The organism is Pseudomonas sp. NPDC089743 (assembly GCF_044748785.1).
GTDB classification, from domain to species: domain Bacteria; phylum Pseudomonadota; class Gammaproteobacteria; order Pseudomonadales; family Pseudomonadaceae; genus Aquipseudomonas; species Aquipseudomonas putida_X.
Genome location: NZ_JBIVGS010000003.1, coordinates 36,540 through 59,883, shown reverse-complemented (window position 1 = coordinate 59,883; position 23,344 = coordinate 36,540). Strand labels below are relative to the sequence as shown.

Below are 23,344 nucleotides of genomic sequence, written 5' to 3'. Positions count from 1 at the left end.
ATTACAGAACGTCGAGCAGCTCGACGTCGAATACCAGCACGCTGTGCGGCGGGATGCTGCCGACGCCTTGGGCGCCGTAGGCCAGCTCGCTCGGCACATACAGGCGCCATTTGCTGCCTGCATTCATCAGTTGCAGGGCCTCGGTCCAGCCAGCGATCACGCCACCGACCGGGAATTCAGCCGGCTGGCCACGCTCGTAAGAGCTGTCGAACACAGTGCCGTCGATCAGCGTGCCGTGGTAGTGCGTACGCACGTTGCTTTCGCGGGTCGGCTTGGCGCCTTCGCCTGCGGTCAGCACTTCGAACTGAAGGCCCGAGGCAAGGGTGGTGATGCCTTCGCGCTTGGCGTTCTCGGCCAGGAATTCCTTACCGGAGGCAGCAGCAGCTTCAGCCTTGGCAGCAGCTTCTGCCTGCATCACTTCACGGATAACCTTGAAGCTGGCCGACAGGTCGGCTTCGCTGACGCGGCTGTCGGCACCGTTGAAGGCGTCGGTCAGGCCGGCCACGATGGCTTCCAGGTTGACGCCTGGTGGCGGATTGTCGCGCAGCTGGCCGCCCAGCTGACGGCCGATGCCGTAGCTGACGCGGGTTTCGTCGGTGGACAGGTTGAGTTCGGACATTGTCGTGCTCCACTGCAGGGCGCAGTGCAGCCGCGCCCTTGATGAAAAGGGCGAGCAGCCTAGCACACTGGGACGCTGCGAGCAGCTACCAGGCCGAACGCTGGGAAATGGGTACCTTGAGGTCTTCTTCGGGGTGCGAACCCATGCCGCACATTTCGTCCTGCACGGACCAGTGCACCAGGTTCATCGAGACCATCGGGATGGTTTGCAGCAACGTGCGGGCGTCTTCCACCGAGTGCACGCGCAGGCGTTCACCGCGGGTATCAGCCAAGGGGTGGGCATGGCCCTTGATACGGGCCTCGATCAGGTAATCACCACCTTCGATGGCAATCAGGTTCAATTCATCGACATGGCCGGCCCTGGCCTCGGTATTGAGCTGATGCAGGTTCATGGGAGCACCTCGCTGCTGCAACCCGGCATGAGTGCTCATTTTTTGTACAGGACCTGGGAATACACAAGGCATTACTGACGCCGCTCGTCAGTTGGGCCGCGCCGGCCCCAGCCCCGGCAAGCCTGCGCAGGGGCCGGCAAGGGCTCAGTGCTTGGTGAGTTTGTCCAGGTAACCCATGCAGAAGGCGGACACCACGAAGGTCATGTGGATGATCACGTACCACATCAGGTAGTCGGTAGAGATGTTCTGCGCGTCCATGAACACCCGCAGCAGGTGGATGGAGGAAATGGCCACGATCGAGGCAGCGACCTTCATCTTCAGCGACGAAGAGTCCATCTTGCCCAGCCAGTTGAGCTTCTCCTTGCTGTCGTCGATGTCCAGTTGCGAGACGAAGTTCTCGTAGCCAGAGATCATCACCATGACCAGCAGGCCGCCCACCAGCGACATGTCGATCAGCGACAGGATCACCAGGATCAGGTCGGCTTCGCTCAAGGCGAATACGTTGGGCAGGACGTGAATGACTTCCTGGAAAAACTTCAGCGCCAAGGCCAACAGGCCAAGGGAAAGGCCGAAGTAGATAGGGGCGAGCAGCCAGCGCGAGGCATACATCGCGTTTTCGAGAATACGTTCCATGGAGGGTTGGGACTCGTCAGGTGACTGAAAAAGCGACGCCGAGTATAGCCAGCCGCCTGTTACAGCAAAAGCCCGGGCTCAAGCGGGCTGCGTGTCGCGCAAACACAGCGGTGCATGGCACCGGCTTCACCGGTGATCGCCGGCAAGCCGGCTCCCACGACGGGTGCGTCAGTTGCTGAATAGGGCCGGCGCCCTAGCTGTAGGCGCCGGCTTGCCCGCGATTGCCCCAGGAACAAGCGCTCAAGTTTCAGGGTGGAACTGATAGTCCCCCAGGTTGCGACAACGTTCACCGTTGATCCGGCGCAATTGCGCCTGCAGGTGCAGGCACCAGATCTGCGGATCTTCGGCCACCTGGTACCCATGCAGGGTAAGGCTGTCGACAATGGCGTTGAGCACGGACTCGGCGACCAACGGCCCATGGAACGGTCCTTGGGCCTTGATGGCTGAGGGTTGCTCACCGGCCATGCCGGCAGCGAACAGCAAGGTCCACATGCCGTTATCACCGGCCAATGGGCGAATGCTGCATTCGATACGCGTCACCAGGCCCAGGCACTGGCGAGTAAGGCAGAGGTTGCGCATGGCCGCGTCCCCCTCCAATAAGCCGTGTTCAGCTCGAAACGTTCGGGCTGTTTCCATCCTGAACCCTGACGCCGTCCTAAGTTCCAGCATAGAAGAGCAACGCAAAAAGATGGAAAACCGGCGCTGAACGGTAGCACATGGCCGCCAGCGCCGATTTATTGACTCAGGCTGGCTTGGCCTGGGCAATCACCTCTTCCAGGCGTTCCTTTTCCGCCTTCTCGATATCCTCCTCGCTGACCATTTCGGCGATCTCGCGCAAGCGCTCGACCACCCGGGCGTTGACGCTGCCTTCGGTGAACTGCCCCTGCTCGTCCAGCTCCCCGGCGTCCTCACCCACCAGCAGGCTCAGCGCCTCGTCAGCCTGGCTGACCGCATAGACGTGGAACACGCCATTCTCGACCGCCTGCAGCACACGCTCATCGAGCATCAGCGTGGCAACGTTGGCACGCGGGATGATCACCCCCTGCTCGCCCGTCAGGCCACGGGCCTCACACAGGCGGAAGAAGCCTTCGATCTTCTCGTTGACCCCACCCACTGCCTGCACTTCACCGAACTGGTTGATCGAGCCGGTGATCGCGAAGCACTGCTTGAGCGGGGTGCGCGACAATGCCGAGATCAGCGTGCACGCCTCGCCCAACGAGGCGCTGTCACCGTCCACATAACCGTAGGACTGCTCCAGGGCAATGCTCGCGGAAATCGCCAAGGGGAATTCCTGGGCGTAGCGGCTGCCCAGGTAACCGGTGAGGATCATGACCCCCTTGGAGTGGATCGGCTGGCCCAGGTTGACCTCACGCTCGATGTCGACGATGCCGCTGCCGCCCGGGTAGACGGTGGCGGAAATGCGCGCCGGCATGCCGAAGGCCGAATCACCCACCTCCAGCACGGTCAGGCCGTTGCACTTGCCGATAGCGGCGCCTTCGGTGTCGATCAGGATGATGCCTGCCAGCATGTCGTCGAGCACCCGCTGCGAAACGCGCCCGGTGCGGGTGGCCTTGGCCTTGAGCGCACGCTCGATGTGCCCGGCATCGGTCATGTCGTCACTGGCCAGCTGGCGGATGAAGTCGGCCTCGCTGACCAGCTGGAACAGGTCACCGATACGCGCCGACAGGCGCGACTGGTTTTCCGCCAGACGCGCGCTGTAGGTGGCCAGGCGAGCGACCGCATCGCTGGTCAGCGGCGCCATGCCCTCCTCGTTGGTACGGGTGCGCAACAGCTGGGCGAACTGCTCGAGGTTTTCATCGACCATCGGCATGTCTTCGTCGAAGTCCACCAGCACCCGGAACATCTCCTGGAAGTCCGGGTCATGGTCCTGCAAGGCGTAGTACAGCTGACGCGAACCGATGATCACCAGCTTGACGTTGAGCGGGATCATCTGCGGCTGCAGGCTGACGCTGGCGACGCGGCCGAGTTCACCGATCGGCGACTCCATCTTCAACTTGCGTGACTGCAGGGCACGCTTGAGCGCATCCCAGACGAACGGCTCGCCGAGCATCTTCTCCGCTTCGAGAATCAGGAACCCACCGTTGGCACGGTGCAGCGCGCCCGGGCGCAGCTGGCGGTAGGAGGTGTACAGCGCCCCCTGGTCGGTGCTGTATTCGATCCGCCCGAACAGGTTGTCATAGGTCGGGTGCGGCTCGAACACCACAGGCGCGCCACCGACGGCGTGATGGCCGACCACAAGGCTCGGGGCGTACTGCTCTTCGAGCAGCTTGCGCGCGACAGCGTCGGTCTTGCTGTCATCGACCAGTTGCTCGACCACGGTACGCAGCAGGTTCAGCTGCACCGATTGCAGGTAGGCACACACTGCGGCGTTCTCGGCGTACTTTTCCGACAGCGGCGCCAGCAAAGGCTGCAAAGCCAAGGTGATGGTTTCTTCGTTGAGCTGGCGCAGGTGGTTGTTCGACTCGCGCTTCCACTGTGGCAGGCTGGCCAGCTCTTCGTTGAGGCGCTCCTCGAGGTAGGCGATGTCCTCGTGGAACTGCTCGCGGACTTCTTCCGGCAGCTGGGCGAACTCGGCTTCGTCCAGTGCCTTGCCGTCGGCCATCGGGGTGAAGGCGACATTGCTGGCGTCACGGTACAGGGCCACGTCCTTTTCCAGCGAGGCGCGCTCGATGACATCCAGCGCACGGTCGTAGCGCTGGTTGAAGGCACGGTCGATGGCGCCCTTCTTCTGCTGATACGACGGGTGTTCGAATACCGCCGGGAACGTCGCCAGCAGGTTGTCGATCAGGCCGCCCATGTCGCTGATGAACGCGGCGGCGCTGCCCGACGGCAGCTCCAGTGCCCGCGGCTCGCGGGTGTCATCGAAGTGGTTGACGTAGACCCAATCGGCAGGGGTCTGTTGGCGCTTGCCCTCGGCCTTGAGGTAGCGCTTGACGAACGAGAAGCGCCCGGTACCGGGCTCGCCCATCACGTATACGTTGTAACCGGGGCGTGGCATGGCCACCCCAAACTGCAGGGCCTCGACAGCACGTTCCTGGCCCAGGACTCCGCGAAACGGTTCCAGATCGTCGGTATTGGCAAAGGCAAACTGCTCAGGAGAAAAACGCCTGGTCAAAGCTTCAGGCGCGAGACGCAGGCGCGCAGCGACAGGATCGGGCATTGGGTTTCCTTACTTCGGCGGGGCAGATACGCAGCATTCTGGCGCCGCCCGCGCGCGCCTTGCAAGGCTCAGCGGGACTTTATGTCGCAGTATCGATAAGCGACCCAAGCAAATTTTTCGCAATCAACGACGCAACCTTTAGATCGTGCCTAAACTCCAAGCTGCGCGGGTGGGTGAAAAGCTTTCCCGACCTGGCAACCGAGTTGCCAGCAACCCTGACCCTTGGTTAAGACAAATAGAGAACAAATGCTATGAAACGGATTCTTCTGGGTACTCTGTTCACCGTAGTCTCGCTCAATGCCATGGCCGAAGCGCCGGGCGGCCCGAACTGCGGCTGGGGCAACATGCTGTTCGAAGGCCAGCGCGGCACGCCGGCTCACTTCCTGGCCTCCACCACCAACGGTACATCCGGTAACGCTACCTTCGGCATGACCTCCGGCACCAACGGCTGCTCCACCAAGGCCTCGCTGACCTATGGCGGCAAGTCCTGGTTCGCCATGAATGGCATGATGAACGAACTGTCCGAAGACATGGCCATGGGCCAAGGCGAAGCACTCACCACCTACGCGGTGGTACTGGGTGTAGCGCCGGAAGACCGCGGTTACTTCAACTCGGTCACCCACCAGCACTTCAACCAGATCTTCAGCAGCGCCGACGTAAATGCTGAAACTGTCCACAGCAACACCCTGGCCGTTCTGAAGAACGACCCACGCCTGGCCAAGTACGCTACCGAGGCCTAAGCGCAGCTGCTCCCGCCCCCTCCCGGGGCGGGTTTTCGCCTTTTTATCGGCATCGTTAAGAAGTAGTTGCCCGACATGCTCAAACGCCTCGCTTACCTGGCGCTGTGTGCCTGCGCCCCTGTTCATGCCGCGCCTGCGCTGGATGAAGGCCGTCTCCAGCAATTGGCCAATACCCCTTACTGGATTGCCCTGGGCCACTACGAAACCGCCAAACTCGGCGGCTGGCGCAGCTATGTCGACGACCGCAAATTCTTCCTCGCCGAGGACGGCGCGCACCACCCGGACCAGGAACTGCGGGCCACGGTACAGGCGCTGTATGCCCCGGCCAGCCTGGGCGACAAGCATGCCCAATGTGTGTTCCCCGCCCGCACCCGCTGGCTGAAGGAGCAACTGGGCCTGCAAGGTTTGCCGCAGCCGGATTGCCAGGAGTTCAAGACCTGGTACGAATCGGTCGACCCGCACAGCGCGGCGCTGATCTTCCCGGCGGCCTACCTGAACAGCCCGTCGTCGATGTTCGGCCATACCCTGCTGCGCATCGACCAGTCCAATACCCGCAGCGACGACACCACGCTGCTGAGTTATGCCATCAACTTCGGCGCCTACATCGAAGGCAGCGACAACAGCATCCTGTATGCCTGGAAGGGCCTGATGGGCGGCTATCCCGGGCTGTTCGCCCTGATGCCCTACCAGGAAAAACTGTCCGAATACCGCAGCCTGGAAAACCGTGACCTGTGGGAGTACCAGCTGGACCTGACGCCAGAAGAAACCGGGCGCATGGTCGAGCATGTGTGGGAACTCAAGCAGGTCCAGTTCGATTATTTCTTCTTCGACGAAAACTGCTCCTACCGCCTGCTGGAACTGCTGCAGGTGGCGCGGCCGGGCCTGGACCTGACCTCGCAGTTCCCGCTGACCGCAATCCCCACCGACACGGTCAAGGCGGTGAAACAGTCGGGCATGGTCGCCAGCGAGACTTACCGGCCCTCGCGTGAGCGGGAACTGCTGGCCCGGGCCGAACCGCTGGGCCTGGATGAGAAACGCCAGGTGCTGGCCGTCAGTGCCGACACGGCGCAGCTGCAGAGCCCGGCCTTCACCGCCCTGCCCCGCGAGCGCCAGGCCCTGGTGCAGGACGCCGCTTACCGCCTGGAGCGTTACCGGGCCAACGGCCAGGAGCGCGACCCCGGCCAGGCACGGCGTAGCTTCGAGCTGTTGCGGGCGATCAACCGCAACCCACCACCGCCCCTGCAGATCGAACGCCCCGGCCTGCCCGAGGACGGCCACGACTCCCGCACCTGGCAGCTTGGCGTCGGCACCCGGGAAGACCGCGCCTACGCCGAATACGGGCTGCGCATGGCGTATCACGACCTGAACGACAATGCCTACGGCTTCCCGCTTGGCGCGCAGATCGAAATCCTGCAACTCAAGGTGCGCCAGTACGAAGGCAACGACTGGCAGGTGCAACGCCTGGATCTGGCCACGATTCGCTCGCTGACCCCTCGCAACGAACTGCTCAAACCCTGGTCGTGGCAGGTCGCCGGTGGCCTGGAGCGGGTGCCGGGCAAACATGACGATGAAGTGCTGGTGAGCCATGTCAACGGCGGTGCCGGCGGCACCTGGCAATTGGCCGACGGGCTGCTGGGCTTCGCCTTGGGCACTGTGCGGGTCGAGCACCATAACGACTTCGCCCAGTTCATCGCCCCAGCGGCGGGGTTCAATGGCGGGCTGCTGTGGCGCAACGGGCTGGGCAATATGACACTGGAAGCCAAAGGCGATTACTTCACCAATGGCGAGGTGCGGCGCAGTGTGAGCCTGAACCAGCAGTGGGAGATCAGCCAGAACCTGGGGTTGAGGCTGAGTGCTTCGCGGGCGTTCAGCCACTTGGCTACAGCCCAGAATGAGGTGATGCTGGAGCTGAAGTGGTACCACTACTGACTGCACTGGCCCCATCGCCGGCAAGCCGGCGATGGGGCCCTTGAGGCCAACGTGAACCTACCAACTCTCTGACGCTGTTTCGAGCAAAAGGAGGCCCCTATGAGCCGCGCATTCGTCAACGAAGACCAAGCCGCCGCCCAGGCCGACCAGCCGGTGGAACGGCACGTCAGCGACCAGCCCAACTACGTCACTGCCAGTGGCATGCGCCAGCTGCAGCAGCGCCTGGCCGAACTCAATGCCTTGCGTGCCGAACTGCAGGCCTTGGGCGAACAGGGTGACAAGCAACGCCTGGCAGACGCTGAGCGTGACTTGCGTTATTTCAGCGCCAGGGTGCAGAGCGCCCAGGTGGTACCCGCTGCTACCTCGACCAACAAGGTGCAGATTGGCAGCCGGGTGCGCTTTGCCGATGAACAAGGGCAGGAACAGACCGTGCAACTGGTGGGAGAGGATGAAGCCGATGCCAGCCGGGGCTTGATCAATTGGGGGTCACCGCTGGGGCGGGCGTTGCTGGGCGCAGGGCCAGGGGATGAAGTGATGTGGCGGCGGCCGGCGGGGGATCAGGTGATCGAGGTGATGGATATTGTGACTGAGGCCTGAAACCAAGGGGCCGGTGCCCGGCCCATTCGCCGGCAAGCCGGCTCCCACAGGTATCGCGCCGGCTTTTAGATGTTGAGCAAGACAGTTGCTCCATGGATTGCGCCAGCTTTTAGAAGTTGGGCAAGACAGTTGCTCCATGGATTGCGCCGGCTTTTAGAAGTTGAGCAAGACGAGTGCTACCACGGGTAAAGCGCAGGCCTGAAGAACTGCGCGGTCGAGGTGGGAGCCGGCTTGCCGGCGATGGGCTGCAACGCAGCCCCAGTCTTTCAAATCAGACCACGCCCTGGGCCAGCATGGCGTCAGCGACTTTGACGAAGCCGGCAATGTTGGCGCCCTTCACGTAGTTGACCGTGCCATCGGCCTCTTCACCGTAGTGCACGCAAGCATGGTGAATCGACTGCATGATGTGGTGCAGCTTGCTGTCCACTTCCCCGGCAGTCCACAGCAGGCGCATGGCGTTCTGCGACATCTCCAGGCCCGACACAGCCACACCGCCGGCGTTGGATGCCTTGCCCGGTGCGTACAGGATGCCAGCCTCCAGGAAGATATCCACAGCCTCCAGCGTGGTCGGCATGTTGGCGCCCTCCGCCACGCAGATGCAGCCGTTGCGCAGCAGGGTGCGGGCGTCTTCGCTGCCCAGTTCGTTCTGCGTGGCACACGGCAGGGCGATGTCGCATGGCAGGCTCCATGGCGTCTGCCCTTTGCGGAACTCCAGGCCGAACTGATCGGCCAGTTCGCTGATGCGGCCACGCTTGACGTTTTTCAGCGCCATCACAGCCTCCCACTGGGCGTCGGTCAGCCCGGCTTCGGCGTACAAAGTGCCTTCGGAATCGGACAGCGAGATCACCTTGCCACCCAGGTCCATGACCTTGCGCGCGGCGTACTGGGCAACGTTACCGGAACCGGAAATCGCCACACGACGACCATCGATACGCAGGCCCTGACGCTTGAGCATTTCTTCGGCGAAGTAAACGCAGCCGTAGCCGGTGGCTTCAGGGCGAATCAGGCTGCCACCGTAGGTCATGCCCTTGCCGGTCAGCACCGACGTGAACTGGTTGGCCAGACGCTTGTATTGGCCGAACATGAAGCCGATTTCGCGGGCGCCCACACCGATGTCACCGGCGGGCACGTCCAGGTCGGCGCCGATATGCCGGTACAGCTCGCTCATGAAGGCCTGGCAGAAGCGCATCACTTCGGCGTCGCTCTTGCCCTTGGGGTCGAAGTCCGAGCCGCCCTTGCCGCCGCCCATGGGCAACGAGGTGAGGGAGTTCTTGAATACCTGCTCGAAGGCCAGGAACTTGAGCACACCCAGGTTGACCGAAGGGTGGAAACGCAGGCCGCCCTTGTAGGGGCCGATGGCGCTGCTCATCTGGATGCGGTAGCCGCGGTTGACCTGAACCTTGCCCTGGTCATCGACCCACGATACGCGGAACAACACCGCACGCTCAGGTTCGACCATGCGCTCGAGGATGCCGGCCTGCAGGTAGTGTGGGTTGGCTTCCAGGAACGGCCAGAGGCTGCGCAGCACTTCTTCCACCGCCTGGTGGAATTCGGGCTGGGCCGGGTCGCGCTGCTTCAGGCGCTCGAGGAAATGGTCGACAGATTCGATCATGGGCAGACATCTCACCAAGAGGGATTGGACTTATTGGTTTTTCTGGAATGTACCAAGAAGCAATTGCACTGGAACAGGGCAAAATGTCGTTTTTATGAAATTATTTGGTGCGTTTTATATAACTGTATACAAAGCATGTCGCTCTACGGTGGCAAAATAGCCCTTTTCGCGGCAATACCACTGTATGCCAGGCACAAAAATGGGGCCGCTGAGGGCCCCATTCTTGTGCATCGGAAACCGGCTTACTGGGCCAGTTTCTTGTGCCGTACCCGGTGCGGCTGGGCAGCGGCATCGCCCAGGCGCTTCTTGCGGTCAGCTTCGTACTCGGTGTAGTTACCCTCGAAGAACACCACGTTCGAGTCGTCCTCGTACGCCAGGATGTGGGTAGCCACACGGTCCAGGAACCAACGGTCGTGGGAAATCACGATCGCGGCGCCCGGGAAGTCCAGCAGGGCTTCCTCCAGCGAACGCAGGGTCTCGACGTCCAGGTCGTTGGACGGTTCGTCGAGCAGCAGCACGTTGCCGCCCTCTTTCAAGGTAAGGGCCAGGTGCAAGCGGCCGCGCTCACCACCGGAGAGGTCCTTGACGAACTTCTGCTGGTCGCCGCCCTTGAAGTTGAAACGGCCAACGTAGGTACGCGACGGGATCTCGTAGTTGCCGATGCGGATCATGTCGGAACCATCGGAGACCTGCTGGAACACAGTCTTGGCACCGTCGAGGTCTTCGCGGCTCTGGTCCACACAGGCCAGCTGCACGGTTTCGCCGATCTCGATGCTGCCCGAGTCTGGCTGTTCCTTGCCCATCAGCATGCGGAACAGGGTCGACTTACCGGCACCGTTACCACCGATCACGCCGACGATGGCACCTTTAGGCATGGCGAACGACAGGTTGTCGATCAGCACGCGGTCGCCATAGCCTTTGGACACGTTCTTGAATTCGATGACCTTGTCGCCCAGGCGCGGGCCGGCCGGGATGTAGATCTCGTTGGTTTCGCTGCGCTTCTGGAATTCCTGCGACTGCATTTCTTCAAAGCGCTGCAGACGTGCCTTGGATTTGGACTGGCGGGCCTTGGCGCCTTTGCGCACCCACTCCAGTTCCTCTTTCATGGCCTTCTCGTGGGCGCTCTGCTGCTTGGATTCCTGCGCCAGACGGTCCGACTTGGCTTCCAGCCAGCCCGAGTAGTTGCCTTCGTACGGGATGCCGGCGCCGCGGTCCAGTTCGAGGATCCAGCCGGCGACGTTATCCAGGAAGTAACGGTCGTGGGTAATCGCTACCACGGTGCCTGGGAAGTCGTGCAGGAAGCGCTCCAGCCAGGCCACCGAGTCGGCGTCCAGGTGGTTGGTGGGTTCGTCGAGCAGCAGCATGTCGGGGGCCGACAGCAGCAGACGGCACAGGGCCACACGACGCTTCTCACCACCGGACAGGTGTTCGATGCGCGCATCCCAGGCCGGCAGGCGCAGGGCATCGGCGGCGACGTCGAGCTGGCGTTCGAGGTTGTGGCCGTCGGCAGCCTGCAGGATGGATTCGAGCTTGGCCTGCTCGGCGGCGAGCTTGTCGAAGTCGGCGTCAGGTTCGGCGTAGGCGGCGTAGACCTCGTCCAGGCGGGCCTGGGCGTCCTTGATCACGCTGACCGCTTCTTCGACCACTTCGCGTACGGTTTTGCTCGGGTCCAGCTGCGGCTCCTGGGGCAGGTAGCCGACGTTGATGTCGGGCATCGGACGGGCTTCGCCGTCGAATTCCTTGTCGACGCCCGCCATGATCCGCAGCAGGGTCGATTTACCCGCGCCGTTCAGGCCGAGTACGCCGATCTTGGCGCCCGGGAAGAACGACAGGGAAATGTTCTTGAGAATTTCCCGCTTCGGCGGCACGACCTTGCTCAGCCGATGCATGGTGTAGACGTATTGAGCCAAAACCAAGCCCTCTAATCAGATAGGTAAAGACATCGACGATTGCCCCGGCCAGGTGGCCAGGCGGATGTGTTTACAGGGTGTCATTTAACAAAGTCGACCATTCTACGCCAACACGCGGCGTTGCACAGGGTGGTCGGATGGTGCGGCCCATCGCCGGCACGCCGGCACACAGGGATAGCGTTAGCTTCTGGAAATGGCGTTAGACAGCTGCTCCCCAGGCGCCCCAAAGCCCCGAGGGCACACTTACCCCAGTGGGAGCCGGCTTGCCGGCGATAAGGCCGGCACTGACCACACAAAAATCAGACGTGACGCTGTTTGGCCTTGCCACGCGTGCCCCGCGGCAGCCGGCAACGGTCGCCCTGCCCGGCCAGGCGCGCGGCCCAGGCGGATTTGACGCTGAAGCCACCGCTGCGGGCAGGCTGCTCGGCAACCTTGGCCGGCTGCACGGCAGGCTGGCTAGCCGGTGTTTTGCTGACGACCTTGGTGGCAGGCTTGGCCGCCGCCTCAATCTCAGCCGGTGCTGCAGCCGCCTTGGCGGTCTTGCGCAGCTCGGCCAGCGACGGCGCCTTGGTTTTCGAAGCCGAAGCCTCAGGTTTGACCAGCGAACGCTGGCACGACTTGCAGGATACATCCTCGGTCACGGCAGTGCTGACAAGGGTCTGACTGCTGCGCCCACAGGCGGAATCGAGGCCATTGGTGGAAAAGTGAGTAACCAAAACCGAACATCTCCGATGCGTTGTCATTGAAGCGGCCGGCATTCTCGCACAGCAAGCCGGGCATTGCCGAACGGGCAGGTGCCACCACGACCGTCGGCACCCGACAGCAGGACTGGCACTTTGCCATAATGACAGGCATGCTAGCCCGTTTCGGGTATACGGCCTTATAGTGCGCCACCACGGTCCGGTCGCCCAGGCACCGGTATCCACCGTGCATATCAATCCCTGCCGTCGCCAGCCCAATAGCAGGACCAACGCTTGACCAATCTCAATCATCCGTCCTCGCCGCGCACCGTTACACCGGCCCCAGCCACTTCGGTGCGTGGCTCGGTCAAAGGTGCATTGGCCCTGCTGGCCCTGCTGCTGCTGGCGTTGCTGCTTTGGCAAATGTTCTCGCAGTTCCGCCACACCCAGGCCGAACAGCGCCAGCAGCACCTGGACGCAAGCGTCGAACTGGCAGACCACCTGGGCCTGAACATGGCGCTCAAGGCCCAGCAGGCGCTGAATGTGGTGCAGCCGTATGCCAAAGCGCCGACGCCTGCCGCCCTGCCCAGCCTGCTCGACACGCTGCGCGAGCGCCTGCCAAACCTGCGCGACCTGGCCTGGCTTGACCACAGCGGGCGGCTACTGAGCGACAGCCTGGCCGGCAGCCCCGACCATGCGCAGATTGACGAGCTGTTCGCGCTGAACCAGGGCCGGCCTTATTTCTTCGCCAACTCGGCGGACAACCGCACCGTCTACCTGCTGTTGCGCCAGGCCGCCGAGCAGGGTCGCGGCTACTGGCTGCTGCGGCTGTCCAACGATTTTTACCGCACCCTGACCCAGCACCTGGACGGCCCCGGGCACCCTCTGTGGCTGCTGGAGAACAGCCGCAGCGGCGAGGTGCTGGAACGCCACGCGCCAACGCAGACCAGCGACCAGCCCCTGCAAAGCGTGATGCTGGTGTTCATCGACAACAGTGTCTGGCAGCTGCGTGGCCTGTTCGATGCAGGCCTTGCCCAGCAGAAACTGTTGCCGGCACTGCTGGGCAAGTGCCTGCTGGCGCTGTTCTGTGCCCTGCTGCCGGTGCTGGCACTGATCAATATGCGCCGCCGCCAGCGCGCCCTGCAGGATGACCGCCGGCGCTACCAGGAAATTTTCGAGGGCACCGGCGTAGCCCTGTGCGTGCTCGACCTCTCCAGCTTGCCCGGCCAGCTTGACCGTTACCACCTGCGCAACCTCGCCGCGCTCAAGCAGAGCCTGGCGCTGGACGCCAGCCTGCGCCGCTCGCTGCTGCAGGAGCTGAAGATCACCGAAATCAATCAGGTGGCGCGCCACCTGCTCAACGTCGACTCCCACGAAGGGGCCTGGCAACGGTTGATCGAGGGCAGCGGCGACGGCCGTGCCAGCGTCGGCATGCAGCTGATCGATGCGCTGATCGCACAGCGCCCGCTGCTCGAACTCGAAGTACGCCTGCCCGCCCCGCTGGGGGGTGAGCTGCACCTGTGGCTGATGGCGCGGCTGCCGGAACAGCGCCGCGACTACCAGGCGGTGATCCTGAGCATCAGCGACATCACCAGCCGCAAGCAGGTGGAGCTGTCGCTGCTGGAGCGCGAAAGCTTCTGGTCGGACGTGGTGCGTACCGTGCCCGACCAGTTGTACGTGCAGGACATACTCAGCCAACGGATGATCTTCAGCAACCGCCACCTCGGCGAGACCTTGGGCTACGACCGCACCGAGCTGGCGCAGATGGGCGAACGGTTCTGGGAGCTGCTGCTGCATCCTGAAGATGCGGCGCACTACCAGGCGCTGCGCCAGCAGCAACGCGACAACGGCCACGGCCAGTCGCTGCATTGCCAATTGCGCTTCCGCCACCGCGACGGCGGTTGGCGCTGCTACGACATCCGTGAACAAGTGCTGACCCGCGACAGCGATGGCCAGGTTACCCGCATCATCGGTGTGGGCAAGGACGTCACCGTGCAGATCGAGGCCAGCCAGTCGCTACGCGACAGCGAACAGCGCTACCGCATGCTCGCCGAGAGCATCAGCGACGTGATCTTCTCCACCGACAGCAAGCTGCAGCTCAACTACGTCAGCCCATCGGTGCAGGCAGTGCTGGGCTACAACACCGACTGGATCTTTGAAAACGGCTGGCAGTCCATCGTCGCCAACCCGTCCCAGCTCACCGGCATCTACAGCCTGATGGAACGGGTCAGCAAGGCCATGGGCGACCGGGAACAGTTGGCACATCTGCGCCAGCACCTGCCCAACCAGCTGTTCTTGTTCGACTGCCTGCGCGCCGATGGCCGCAAGATCCCCATCGAGCTGCGCCTGGTGCTGGTGTGGGACGACTGCGAGCGCTTCGAGGGTGTGCTGGGCGTGGGCCGCGACATCAGCCAGCAACGCCGGGCGGAAAAAGACCTGCGCATGGCCGCCACGGTGTTCGAACACTCAACTTCGGCCATCCTCATCACCGACCCGGCCGGCTACATCGTGCAGGCCAACGAAGCGTTCAGCCGGGTCAGCGGGTATTCGGTCAGCGATGTGCTCGACCAGTTGCCCAGCATGCTGACGGTCGACGACCAGCAGGAAGGCCACCTGCGCTACGTCCTCAAACAGCTGCACCAACGCGGCAGCTGGGAAGGCGAAGTGTGGCTCAAGCGCCGCAGTGGCGAGCACTACCCGGCCTGGGTCGGTATAACCGCGGTGCTCGATGACGAAGGCGACCTGGCCAGCTACGTGTGCTTCTTCACTGACATCAGCGAGCGCAAGGCCAGCGAACAGCGCATTCATCGCCTGGCCTACTACGACGCCCTGACCCACCTGCCCAACCGTACGCTGTTCCAGGACCGCCTGCACACCGCCCTGCAACAAGCTGAGCGGCAGAAATCGTGGGTGGTACTGATGTTCCTCGACCTGGACCGTTTCAAGCCGATCAACGACTCCCTGGGCCACGCTGCGGGCGATCGCATGCTCAAGGACATGGCTCTGCGCCTGCTGGCCTGCGTCGACGATGACGACACCGTGGCGCGCATGGGCGGTGATGAATTCACCCTGCTGCTGCAATCGCGCGCCACCCGCGAAACGGCGCTCAACCGCGCCATCCATGTGGCCGAGAACATCCTCGCCAGCCTGGTGCGGCCGTTCGTGCTCGAGGGGCGCGAGTTCTTTGTCACCGCCAGTATCGGCATCGCCCTCAGCCCGCAGGACGGCGGCGAACTGAGCCAACTGATGAAGAACGCCGACACCGCCATGTACCACGCCAAAGAGCGCGGCAAGAACAACTTCCAGTTCTACCAGGCCGAGATGAACGCCAGCGCCCTGGAGCGCCTGGAGCTGGAAAGCGACCTGCGCCATGCCCTGGAGCAGAACGAGTTCATCCTCTACTACCAGCCGCAGTTCAGCGGCGACGGCAAGCGCCTGACCGGTGCCGAGGCACTGCTGCGCTGGCGCCACCCGACGCGCGGCCTGGTGCCGCCGGGCGACTTCATCCCGGTGATCGAGGAGCTGGGGCTGGTGGTGGATGTCGGCGACTGGGTGCTGCGCGAGGCCAGCCGCCAGCTCAAGGCCTGGCACAAGGCCAAGGTGCGCGTGCCGAAGGTCTCGGTGAACATCTCGGCCCGGCAGTTCTCCGACGGCCAACTGGGCAAGCGCATCGCCACCATCCTCGATGAAACCGGCCTGCCGCCTGCGTGCCTGGAGCTGGAGCTGACCGAAAGCATCCTGATGCGCGATGTGAACGAAGCGATGCAGATACTCGACAGCCTGAAGGTACTGGGCCTGAGCATTGCGGTGGACGACTTCGGCACCGGCTACTCGTCGCTCAACTACCTCAAGCAGTTCCCCATCGACGTGCTGAAGATCGACCGCACCTTCGTCGACGGCCTGCCCGAGGGCGAGCAGGACGCGCAGATCGCCCGGGCGATCATCGCCATGGCGCACAGCCTGAACCTGGCAGTGATCGCCGAGGGCGTCGAGACCCACGAGCAACTGGAGTTCCTGCGTGAGCATGGCTGTGACGAGGTGCAGGGCTACCTGTTCGGGCGGCCGATGCCGGCCAGCCAGTTCGAGGCGCAGTTCAGCAACGAGACGCTGTTCATGTTCCAGTGAGGGTTGCCGGCACCGGCCTCATCGCCGGCAAGCAGGCCCCTGCAGGGAACGGGCAGCGGAACCGCCACAATGCGGCCCCGAAAAGCGGACCCCAAGGTCAACTCCCGCCCGCATCCAGCCCAGGCAGGGCGCGGGATGCAACATGAAAGCCATTGGTCCGCGACTTGATGCCACTTCATATGCCAGGCGCGAATCAATCGGTTAGAATGCCCCCCCAATTCAGCCCGATCCTTGAGGACCGTTATGTTCAGCCGTGATTTGACCATTGCCAAGTACGACGCCGAGCTCTTCGAAGCCATGCAGCAAGAAGCTCTGCGCCAGGAAGAGCATATCGAGCTGATCGCTTCGGAAAACTACACCAGCCCAGCCGTCATGGAAGCCCAGGGTTCGGTCCTGACCAACAAGTACGCCGAAGGCTACCCGGGCAAGCGTTACTACGGTGGTTGCGAGTACGTCGACGTGGTCGAGCAACTGGCCATCGACCGCGCCAAGGAGCTGTTCGGCGCCGACTACGCCAACGTTCAGCCGCACGCCGGCTCCCAGGCCAACGCCGCTGTCTACCTGGCCCTGCTGTCGGCCGGTGACACCATCCTGGGCATGAGCCTGGCCCACGGTGGCCACCTGACCCACGGTGCCTCGGTAAGCTCCTCGGGCAAGCTGTACAACGCCATCCAGTACGGCATCGACGCCAACGGCCTGATCGACTACGACGAAGTCGAGCGCCTGGCCGTCGAGCACAAGCCGAAAATGATCGTTGCCGGTTTCTCGGCCTACTCGCAGGTCCTGGACTTCCCGCGCTTCCGCGCCATCGCCGACAAAGTAGGTGCCTACCTGTTCGTCGACATGGCCCACGTTGCCGGCTTGGTTGCCGCTGGCGTGTACCCGAACCCGGTACCGTTCGCCGACGTGGTCACCACCACCACCCACAAGACCCTGCGCGGCCCGCGTGGCGGCCTGATCCTGGCCCGTGCCAACGCCGACATCGAGAAGAAGCTGAACTCCGCCGTCTTCCCGGGCGCCCAGGGCGGCCCGCTGGAGCACGTCATCGCGGCCAAGGCCATCTGCTTCAAGGAAGCCCTGCAGCCTGAGTTCAAGGCTTACCAGCAGCAAGTGGTGAAGAACGCCCAGGCCATGGCCAGTGTGTTCATCGAGCGTGGTTTCGACGTCGTTTCCGGCGGCACCCAGAACCACCTGTTCCTGCTGTCGCTGATCAAGCAGGAAATCTCCGGTAAGGATGCTGACGCTGCCCTGGGCAAAGCCTTCATCACCGTCAACAAGAACTCGGTCCCTAACGACCCACGTTCCCCGTTCGTGACCTCGGGCCTGCGTTTCGGCACCCCAGCCGTCACCACCCGCGGCTTCAAAGAAGCCGAGTGTAAAGAACTGGCCGGCTGGATCTGCGACATCCTCGCAGACCTGAACAACGACGCCGTCATCGACGCCGTACGTGAAAAGGTCAAGGCCATCTGCAAGAAGCTGCCGGTGTACGGCAACTGATTGGCAGCAGCCTGATGTGAGAAAGCCCGGCCCTCGTGCCGGGCTTTTTCATGCCTGGGCAAGCTTTGCCCTTGCAAGCCAACCTCACACCACCGCGAACGCCAGGACGCCGCCTTGACCAGAGAGCAACTCGAAACCCATCAAATTGCGCTGTATTTCGCTGCCGTACTCGCCGCCGCAGCCTTCGGCCTGCTGGCCACCGACACCGCGCGCCACCTGCAAGCACTGGTCACCCCGGCCATTGCCGTGCTGATGTACGCGATGTTCCTGCAAATCCCCTTCCTGGACCTGCGCCAAGGCCTGGGCAACCGCCGCTTCATGGCCGCGCTGCTGCTGGCCAACTTCATCCTCGTGCCGCTATTGGTGTGGGCCGCCACCCGAGGCCTGGGCGAGCACCCGGCCATCCTCATCGGCGCCCTGCTGGTGCTGCTCACGCCCTGCATCGACTACGTGGTGGTGTTCACCCACATCGGCAAAGGCGACTCGCGCCTCACCCTCGCCGCCACCCCCTTGTTGTTACTGGTGCAACTGCTGTTGTTGCCGGTGTACCTGGCGGTGATGCTGGGCGACGGCGGCGACGTGGCGATTTCCATCACGCCATTCGTGGAGGCGTTCGCGCTGCTGATCGTGCTGCCGCTGATCCTGGCGGTGCTCACCTCGGCCGCAGCACGCCAGTCACGTAGCGTTTCGGTGTGGAATGACGCCTGGGCGTGGATGCCGGTGCCGGCGATGGCACTGGTGCTGGTGGCTGTGATCGGCTCGCAGATCGCCGTGGTGGTGCACGATTTCGACCGCCTGCTCCCGGTGATCCCGGTGTACATCGGCTTCATGGTGCTGGCCCCGGTACTGGGGTTTGCCTCGGCGCGGCTGCTGCGTTTGCCGGTGGCCGAGGCCCGCTCGGTAACGTTCAGCAGCGCCACGCGCAATTCGCTGGTGGTGTTGCCGCTGGCGCTCGCATTGCCCGAAGACATGCGCACGCTGGCGGCCGCGGCGGTGATCACGCAAACAGTGATCGAGCTGATCAGTGAGTTGATTTACGTAAGGGCGGTCCCCGCCCTGATCCGCTGACAGCGCATGGCGGGGCGTTGCACCGCCCCGCCAGCCAACCCACCCGGCACTGCGTGGCTTCAGGCCACCGACGCCTGCTGTTGCATCCGCACGCTCAGCATGCCCGACAGCGATACCAGCCACAGCACCAGGAACACGCCGGCGATGGCCAGGTTGGATGCCAGCGGCAAGGCACTGACGATGCCCGAGGCAAGGGAGCCGAACACCAGCATCAAGCAGCCCTGCAAGCTTGCCGCCACCCCTGCCCGGTCCGGGAACAGGGACATGGAACGGGCCATGGCATTGGAGAAGATGAAACCTTGGCCGAATGCGACCAGCATGATGCCACCCAGGATACTCACCAGGTTCAAGCCGCCCGGCATCGCCGCGATCACCGCCACACCGAGCAGGAACAGCGCCATCCCGGCCCACATCAAGGCATGCGCGTTGACATGACGGACCAGCGCGCGGTTGACCAAGGTCCCCACCAGGTAGCAACTGCCTACGGCAAGCGCCGTGGTGCCAAAGTACTGAGCGCTGTGCCCGAGGCGCTCCTGGACGATGTGCGGCCCGAACACGTTCCACAGCAAGAAGGCAGAGAAACTGGAACCGAGCACGACGACCGATGAACGAAAGCGACTGTCGGCCAGGATGCAGCGGTAGCCTGCGATGGTCTGCAGTGCACTGCGCCTGCCCGTCACCCCCAGCGACTCCTTGAGCCCCGCCAGCACGAAGGCCAGCACGATCACCGCGTATACCGCATAGAGCACGAAGTTGTAGCGCCATCCCAGATGCACTTCGATCAGCCCACCCACGTAGGGCGCGATGACCGGGCCCAGGCCAAAGGCCAGGCTCAGGTAGATGATCGCCACATAGAAGCGAGGCCCCTTGACGACGTCCACCAGCAAAGCCCGCGCGACCACCTGGCAAGCGCCGATAGCGAACCCTTGCAGCGCTCGGGCCAGCAGCAGCATTTCTATCGAGCTGGCAACCGTTGCCAGCACGCTGCCGCCGAGGAACACCAAAAGGCCCAACTGAACCGCCGGCTTGCGCCCGCGGGCATCGGCCATGACCCCGAAGAACAGCTGGCCGATCGCATAGAACAGGAGCGTGATGGTGATGGTGTTCTGCATCAATGCAGGGCTGGCCGACAGTTCCCGGCCGATGGAAGGAATGCTGGGCGCATAGAGGTCGATGGCGATGCCGCCAACGCTGTTGATCAGCGGCGCCAGGAACACAATGAAATTCTCGTAACGCTTGGTCGCGTTCATGTTTACCTCCAGCACACCGGGCACAGTGATGCCCGGCATGGTGATCAGGTCAGGCAGATGCCTGATTGGCGAAATGGGGATGGGCGAGGCCGGGTGCAGGTGCACTCATCCAGATGCTGGGCGATGACAAACGCGACACCACCACCCGCGGCCTGTGGTCGTAATAGGAGCCCCAATTGACGCCTGGGTCTCTTACCCGCCCCCTGTCCGCACCGCCCAGGTCGTCGAGGTTGTCGACGATCGGCGCCAGCAACTGGCGCACCTGTTCGGTAGCGGTCAGCACCACCAGGCCGAAGTTGCGCAGCGCCAAGGTCTTGATGACATTGTTGAGCAGGTATTTGCCTGCACCGCTGCCACTGCGAAATGAAGCGAAGGCGCCCACTTCGGCGATACGGGCGCGGTCCAGCCCATAGCGCTCATCCAGCCCCTGATCCAGGTAGTACTCACTGAAGAGCTTGCCGGAATCACCGTAACTGATGCCGGCACAGGCATAGCCTGGTGCGCCACCATTGGGGTCGGTCAGGCATACGAACAGATCGGGCTCAGGTTCTGGCGTTGCCTGGTAGTGCTTGAGGTAGTGCGCCCGCACCGCCTCTTGCAGGCATCGGTAACCGGGCCGGCCTTTATAGAAATTACGCACGATGTACATGCTGGCTCCCTCGTACTCAGGCGTACAGCTGGTCGATGAAGCGGGCTTCGATTTCCGCGCGCCGCGGGCGCCCGGTCACGGTGTAGAACTGCTCGCGGAACAGGGCGATATCCTCGATGACGCGCACCTGGCGAACCCGGGCGAAATCGGCAAGGCGATGTTCCAGGCGGGCCATTTCGCTGCGTACGCGCTCCGCACCCGCAGCACTGAGCACGATGGCGCAGGGCTCGTCCCTGCCCTCCCCCATGACGATCATGTCGTCCACCAGCGGGCTCTCCTTGTAGACGTTCTCCACCCATTCCGGCGAGATGTTGCGCGCCGTGGAAAGGATGATCACGTGTTTCTTGCGCCCGGTGATGTAGAGGTAACCGTCGCGAAATTCGGCGATATCACCGGTATGCAAGTAGCCGTCGGACAGGTCGCAGGCGGTATCGTCAGCGTTGTAGTACCCCGCGCACAGGGTGGGCGTGCGCACCAGTAGTTCGCCATCGACCAGCTTGGGTTCGATACCGTCGAGCAACTTGCCGGCCGAGCCAATGCGCCGCTCGGCGGGCGAGTTCAGCGAGATGATCGATGAGTTCTCGCTCAGGCCATACGCCTCGAACACCTGCACGCCGCGCGCGTCCAGCGCCTCCAGCACTGTGGCCGGAATCTTCGCGCCGCCGGTGATGATGTGCGGCCGTTGCGGGCCGAACAGCTGCTCGACCGTGCAATGCTCAAGCAGCCCATTGGCTTCCTCAAGCAACTTGGGCGGCAGGTACAGGAAGTTGGGCTGGTTGGGTGCGATCAGCTCCAGGTACTGCCGGGCATTGCCGCTCGCCGCGCCATATTCGGTCACGCCCTCGGGCATCAACGTCAGTGAACCGCCCGACAGAATCGGGATGAACACGCCGAGCACTTGTTCGATCAACAAGCTCATCGGCACGATCGAGAAGTAGTGCAGCGGTTGCTGTGGCAGGCGCTTCATGACGTTGTCCACCAGCAGCCCCACGGCCTCGTCGCGAATCATCACCCCCTTGGGTTTGGAGGTGGTGCCGGAGGTATGGATGATCGAAACGATGCCCTCCGGGATCAACTCATCCTCGTTGCGCCACTCCTCGCCGATGGCCTGGTTCATCAGCTGGCCAGGAATGAAGCAGGCCTTGCCCGGCAGGATGCCGTGCAGCCGGCTGGCGGTTTGCTCGTCGCTGACGAACACCGCGGCGGCCTTGCCCAGCAGGCTGCCGATCTGGTCGTCGGAGAACTCGATAGGCACCGGCAACAACACTGCACCGACTTTCTGAATCGCCAGCAGCGTATAGACCCACTCGTAGCATGAGCGCATGGCGATACCGAAGACCTTGCGTTCACAGCGCCCCACGCGCCCTTCAAGGGCACTGGCCAGGCGCATCACATCGCGTCGCAGTTCGTGCAGCGTATGGGTGCGGCCATTCATTTCACGGATGACGATGCGGTCGGGCGTTGCCGCCAGGTAGTCCTGCATTTTTTTGCTGATCATTGGCTGGTCCCTGCGATGCGGTAGCTCTGGGCGCCGAAAATGCGCCGCGAAGTGTCTTCCAGTCGGCGGCGGCCGTGCATGACGCGAGTGTTGTCGATCACCACGATGTCGCCTTTCTGCCAGAAGTGGCTGTAGGTATTGCGTTCGGTCACTTCCTTGATTTCATCCCAGATGTCCAGGGCGATATCTTCGCCATCAGCCCAGGTAATACGCGGCGGTTCGTAATTGACGCTAGGGCCCAGCATCGAATTGCAGAAGGCCTTGCGCCCGCTGAAGCAACTGGTTTCGACAGCAGAAATAATCAACTCTGACGCAATAAGGTTTTGATCGATGCGCCGGTAAGTTTGCCCCGCTACTTGGTCGTTGACCTGCTGCAGGTGGTCATCCGTAATAGCCTCCAGCGGTAACTGAAGTTCGATGCTGAGGAAGCGTTTGACGTTCTGCCATGGAATACGCCGGGCATAACGAATATCGCGCTGTTCAAATAACTTTCTGGTTTTAGCCGACAAGTCGAACAACACCCGTTGGCCATCGCACAGGGTAGTTTGCGACCCGACCGAAGCCGCTTCCAGGCAATAGAACCACTGCAGATCAGGGTTGAACGGCAGGTTGCCATTCTCGCGGTGCAGGCCCATCTCGTGCACACCCGCTTCGATTTCCGCGGTGTTGGAGGTGGCTGCCTTGCGTGCCGGGTCAAAGGTGACGCGCGACGAGTGTGCGCTGACAAACTCATTGAAGTCTGCAAGGGTATCTGCAAAATCGCGGTAGATGACCGCACCGCTGTGGGCCAGGTCTTCGTAAAGCGTTGCACCCTTGATACCGTCGCTGACCCGCATATCACGGTCAACAGCAACTACACATTCAAAACCGTAACAGGGGGTCGGCTGCCGGTAATAAGGGAACACCCAGGGTTGAACTTGCGCCAACATGACTCATTCCTCCGTGAACTGTGGGGTCAGGTAGAC

At 62.9% G+C, this 23,344-nt stretch carries 18 protein-coding genes; 6 read left to right on the top strand and 12 right to left on the bottom strand.

From position 1 onward, the window contains the following. Position 1: 1 nt before the first annotated feature. From ACIPZC_RS07100 to ACIPZC_RS07080, 5 genes are all read right to left on the bottom strand, one after another. A complete protein-coding gene (locus ACIPZC_RS07100; protein WP_241806287.1) occupies positions 2-619 on the bottom strand; it encodes an FKBP-type peptidyl-prolyl cis-trans isomerase in 618 nt (205 codons plus the stop codon). A gap of 85 nt (positions 620-704) precedes the next feature. Beyond that, the gene (locus ACIPZC_RS07095) at positions 705-1,010 is read right to left on the bottom strand and encodes a DUF6482 family protein (protein ID WP_400625888.1); all 306 of its coding nucleotides are present in this window, start codon (positions 1,008-1,010) and stop codon (positions 705-707) included. A 144-nt stretch (positions 1,011-1,154) separates the two neighbouring features. Then, positions 1,155-1,643 (bottom strand): TIGR00645 family protein, encoded by a 489-nt coding sequence (locus ACIPZC_RS07090; protein WP_008092009.1) that lies wholly within the window; start codon positions 1,641-1,643, stop codon positions 1,155-1,157. Between the two features lie 240 nt (positions 1,644-1,883). Further along, complete coding sequence (locus tag ACIPZC_RS07085) at positions 1,884-2,222, bottom strand: hypothetical protein (RefSeq protein WP_012316305.1); 339 nt, start codon at positions 2,220-2,222, stop codon at positions 1,884-1,886. Positions 2,223-2,385: 163 nt separating this feature from the next. Then, the gene (locus ACIPZC_RS07080; RefSeq protein ID WP_267818835.1) at positions 2,386-4,824 is read right to left on the bottom strand and encodes a Lon protease family protein; all 2,439 of its coding nucleotides are present in this window, start codon (positions 4,822-4,824) and stop codon (positions 2,386-2,388) included. Between the two features lie 251 nt (positions 4,825-5,075). Here ACIPZC_RS07080 and ACIPZC_RS07075 point away from each other — a divergent pair, with 251 nt between their 5' ends. From ACIPZC_RS07075 to ACIPZC_RS07065, 3 genes are all read left to right on the top strand, one after another. Then, on the top strand, positions 5,076-5,564 hold the full coding sequence (locus tag ACIPZC_RS07075; RefSeq protein WP_012316307.1) for a DUF3015 domain-containing protein: 489 nt from the start codon (positions 5,076-5,078) through the stop codon (positions 5,562-5,564). A gap of 75 nt (positions 5,565-5,639) precedes the next feature. Beyond that, a complete protein-coding gene (locus tag ACIPZC_RS07070) occupies positions 5,640-7,493 on the top strand; it encodes a DUF4105 domain-containing protein (protein ID WP_241806284.1) in 1,854 nt (617 codons plus the stop codon). Positions 7,494-7,592: 99 nt separating this feature from the next. Next, positions 7,593-8,090, top strand: coding sequence for a GreA/GreB family elongation factor (locus tag ACIPZC_RS07065; RefSeq protein WP_400625885.1), 498 nt, complete (start codon positions 7,593-7,595; stop codon positions 8,088-8,090). Positions 8,091-8,361: 271 nt separating this feature from the next. Here ACIPZC_RS07065 and gdhA read toward each other — a convergent pair whose 3' ends face one another. The 3 genes from gdhA to ACIPZC_RS07050 all read right to left on the bottom strand — a co-directional run bounded on the left by gdhA (position 8,362) and on the right by ACIPZC_RS07050 (position 12,328). Beyond that, positions 8,362-9,702 carry an NADP-specific glutamate dehydrogenase gene (gdhA, locus tag ACIPZC_RS07060; RefSeq protein WP_400625883.1) on the bottom strand — a complete coding sequence of 447 codons (1,341 nt, stop codon included), beginning with the start codon at positions 9,700-9,702 and terminating at the stop codon, positions 8,362-8,364. Positions 9,703-9,944: 242 nt separating this feature from the next. Beyond that, the gene (ettA, locus tag ACIPZC_RS07055) at positions 9,945-11,612 is read right to left on the bottom strand and encodes an energy-dependent translational throttle protein EttA (RefSeq protein WP_267818842.1); all 1,668 of its coding nucleotides are present in this window, start codon (positions 11,610-11,612) and stop codon (positions 9,945-9,947) included. Between the two features lie 299 nt (positions 11,613-11,911). Further along, positions 11,912-12,328, bottom strand: a complete 417-nt coding sequence (locus ACIPZC_RS07050) for a hypothetical protein (protein ID WP_400625881.1) — start codon at positions 12,326-12,328, stop codon at positions 11,912-11,914. A gap of 258 nt (positions 12,329-12,586) precedes the next feature. Here ACIPZC_RS07050 and ACIPZC_RS07045 point away from each other — a divergent pair, with 258 nt between their 5' ends. The 3 genes from ACIPZC_RS07045 to ACIPZC_RS07035 all read left to right on the top strand — a co-directional run bounded on the left by ACIPZC_RS07045 (position 12,587) and on the right by ACIPZC_RS07035 (position 18,982). Then, positions 12,587-16,417: an EAL domain-containing protein gene (locus tag ACIPZC_RS07045; protein WP_400625879.1), complete on the top strand. Its 3,831-nt coding sequence runs from the start codon at positions 12,587-12,589 to the stop codon at positions 16,415-16,417. A 243-nt stretch (positions 16,418-16,660) separates the two neighbouring features. Continuing rightward, positions 16,661-17,914, top strand: coding sequence for a serine hydroxymethyltransferase (gene glyA, locus ACIPZC_RS07040; RefSeq protein ID WP_012316314.1), 1,254 nt, complete (start codon positions 16,661-16,663; stop codon positions 17,912-17,914). Between the two features lie 114 nt (positions 17,915-18,028). After that, positions 18,029-18,982, top strand: a complete 954-nt coding sequence (locus ACIPZC_RS07035; RefSeq protein ID WP_400625868.1) for an arsenic resistance protein — start codon at positions 18,029-18,031, stop codon at positions 18,980-18,982. A 59-nt stretch (positions 18,983-19,041) separates the two neighbouring features. Here ACIPZC_RS07035 and ACIPZC_RS07030 read toward each other — a convergent pair whose 3' ends face one another. Genes ACIPZC_RS07030 through ACIPZC_RS07015 form a run of 4 tightly spaced genes read right to left on the bottom strand, consistent with a single transcriptional unit; the run spans position 19,042 to position 23,284 of the window. Then, positions 19,042-20,232, bottom strand: a complete 1,191-nt coding sequence (locus ACIPZC_RS07030) for a multidrug effflux MFS transporter (RefSeq protein WP_400625864.1) — start codon at positions 20,230-20,232, stop codon at positions 19,042-19,044. A gap of 49 nt (positions 20,233-20,281) precedes the next feature. Further along, entirely contained in the window at positions 20,282-20,881 is a 600-nt protein-coding gene (locus ACIPZC_RS07025; protein ID WP_241807186.1) for a thermostable hemolysin, read from the bottom strand. Positions 20,882-20,897: 16 nt separating this feature from the next. Next, positions 20,898-22,379: an AMP-binding protein gene (locus tag ACIPZC_RS07020; protein ID WP_241807187.1), complete on the bottom strand. Its 1,482-nt coding sequence runs from the start codon at positions 22,377-22,379 to the stop codon at positions 20,898-20,900. Beyond that, on the bottom strand, positions 22,376-23,284 hold the full coding sequence (locus tag ACIPZC_RS07015; RefSeq protein ID WP_400625862.1) for a TauD/TfdA family dioxygenase: 909 nt from the start codon (positions 23,282-23,284) through the stop codon (positions 22,376-22,378). Before ACIPZC_RS07015 ends, ACIPZC_RS07020 begins: the two co-directional genes overlap by 4 nt. Positions 23,285-23,344 lie beyond the last annotated feature (60 nt).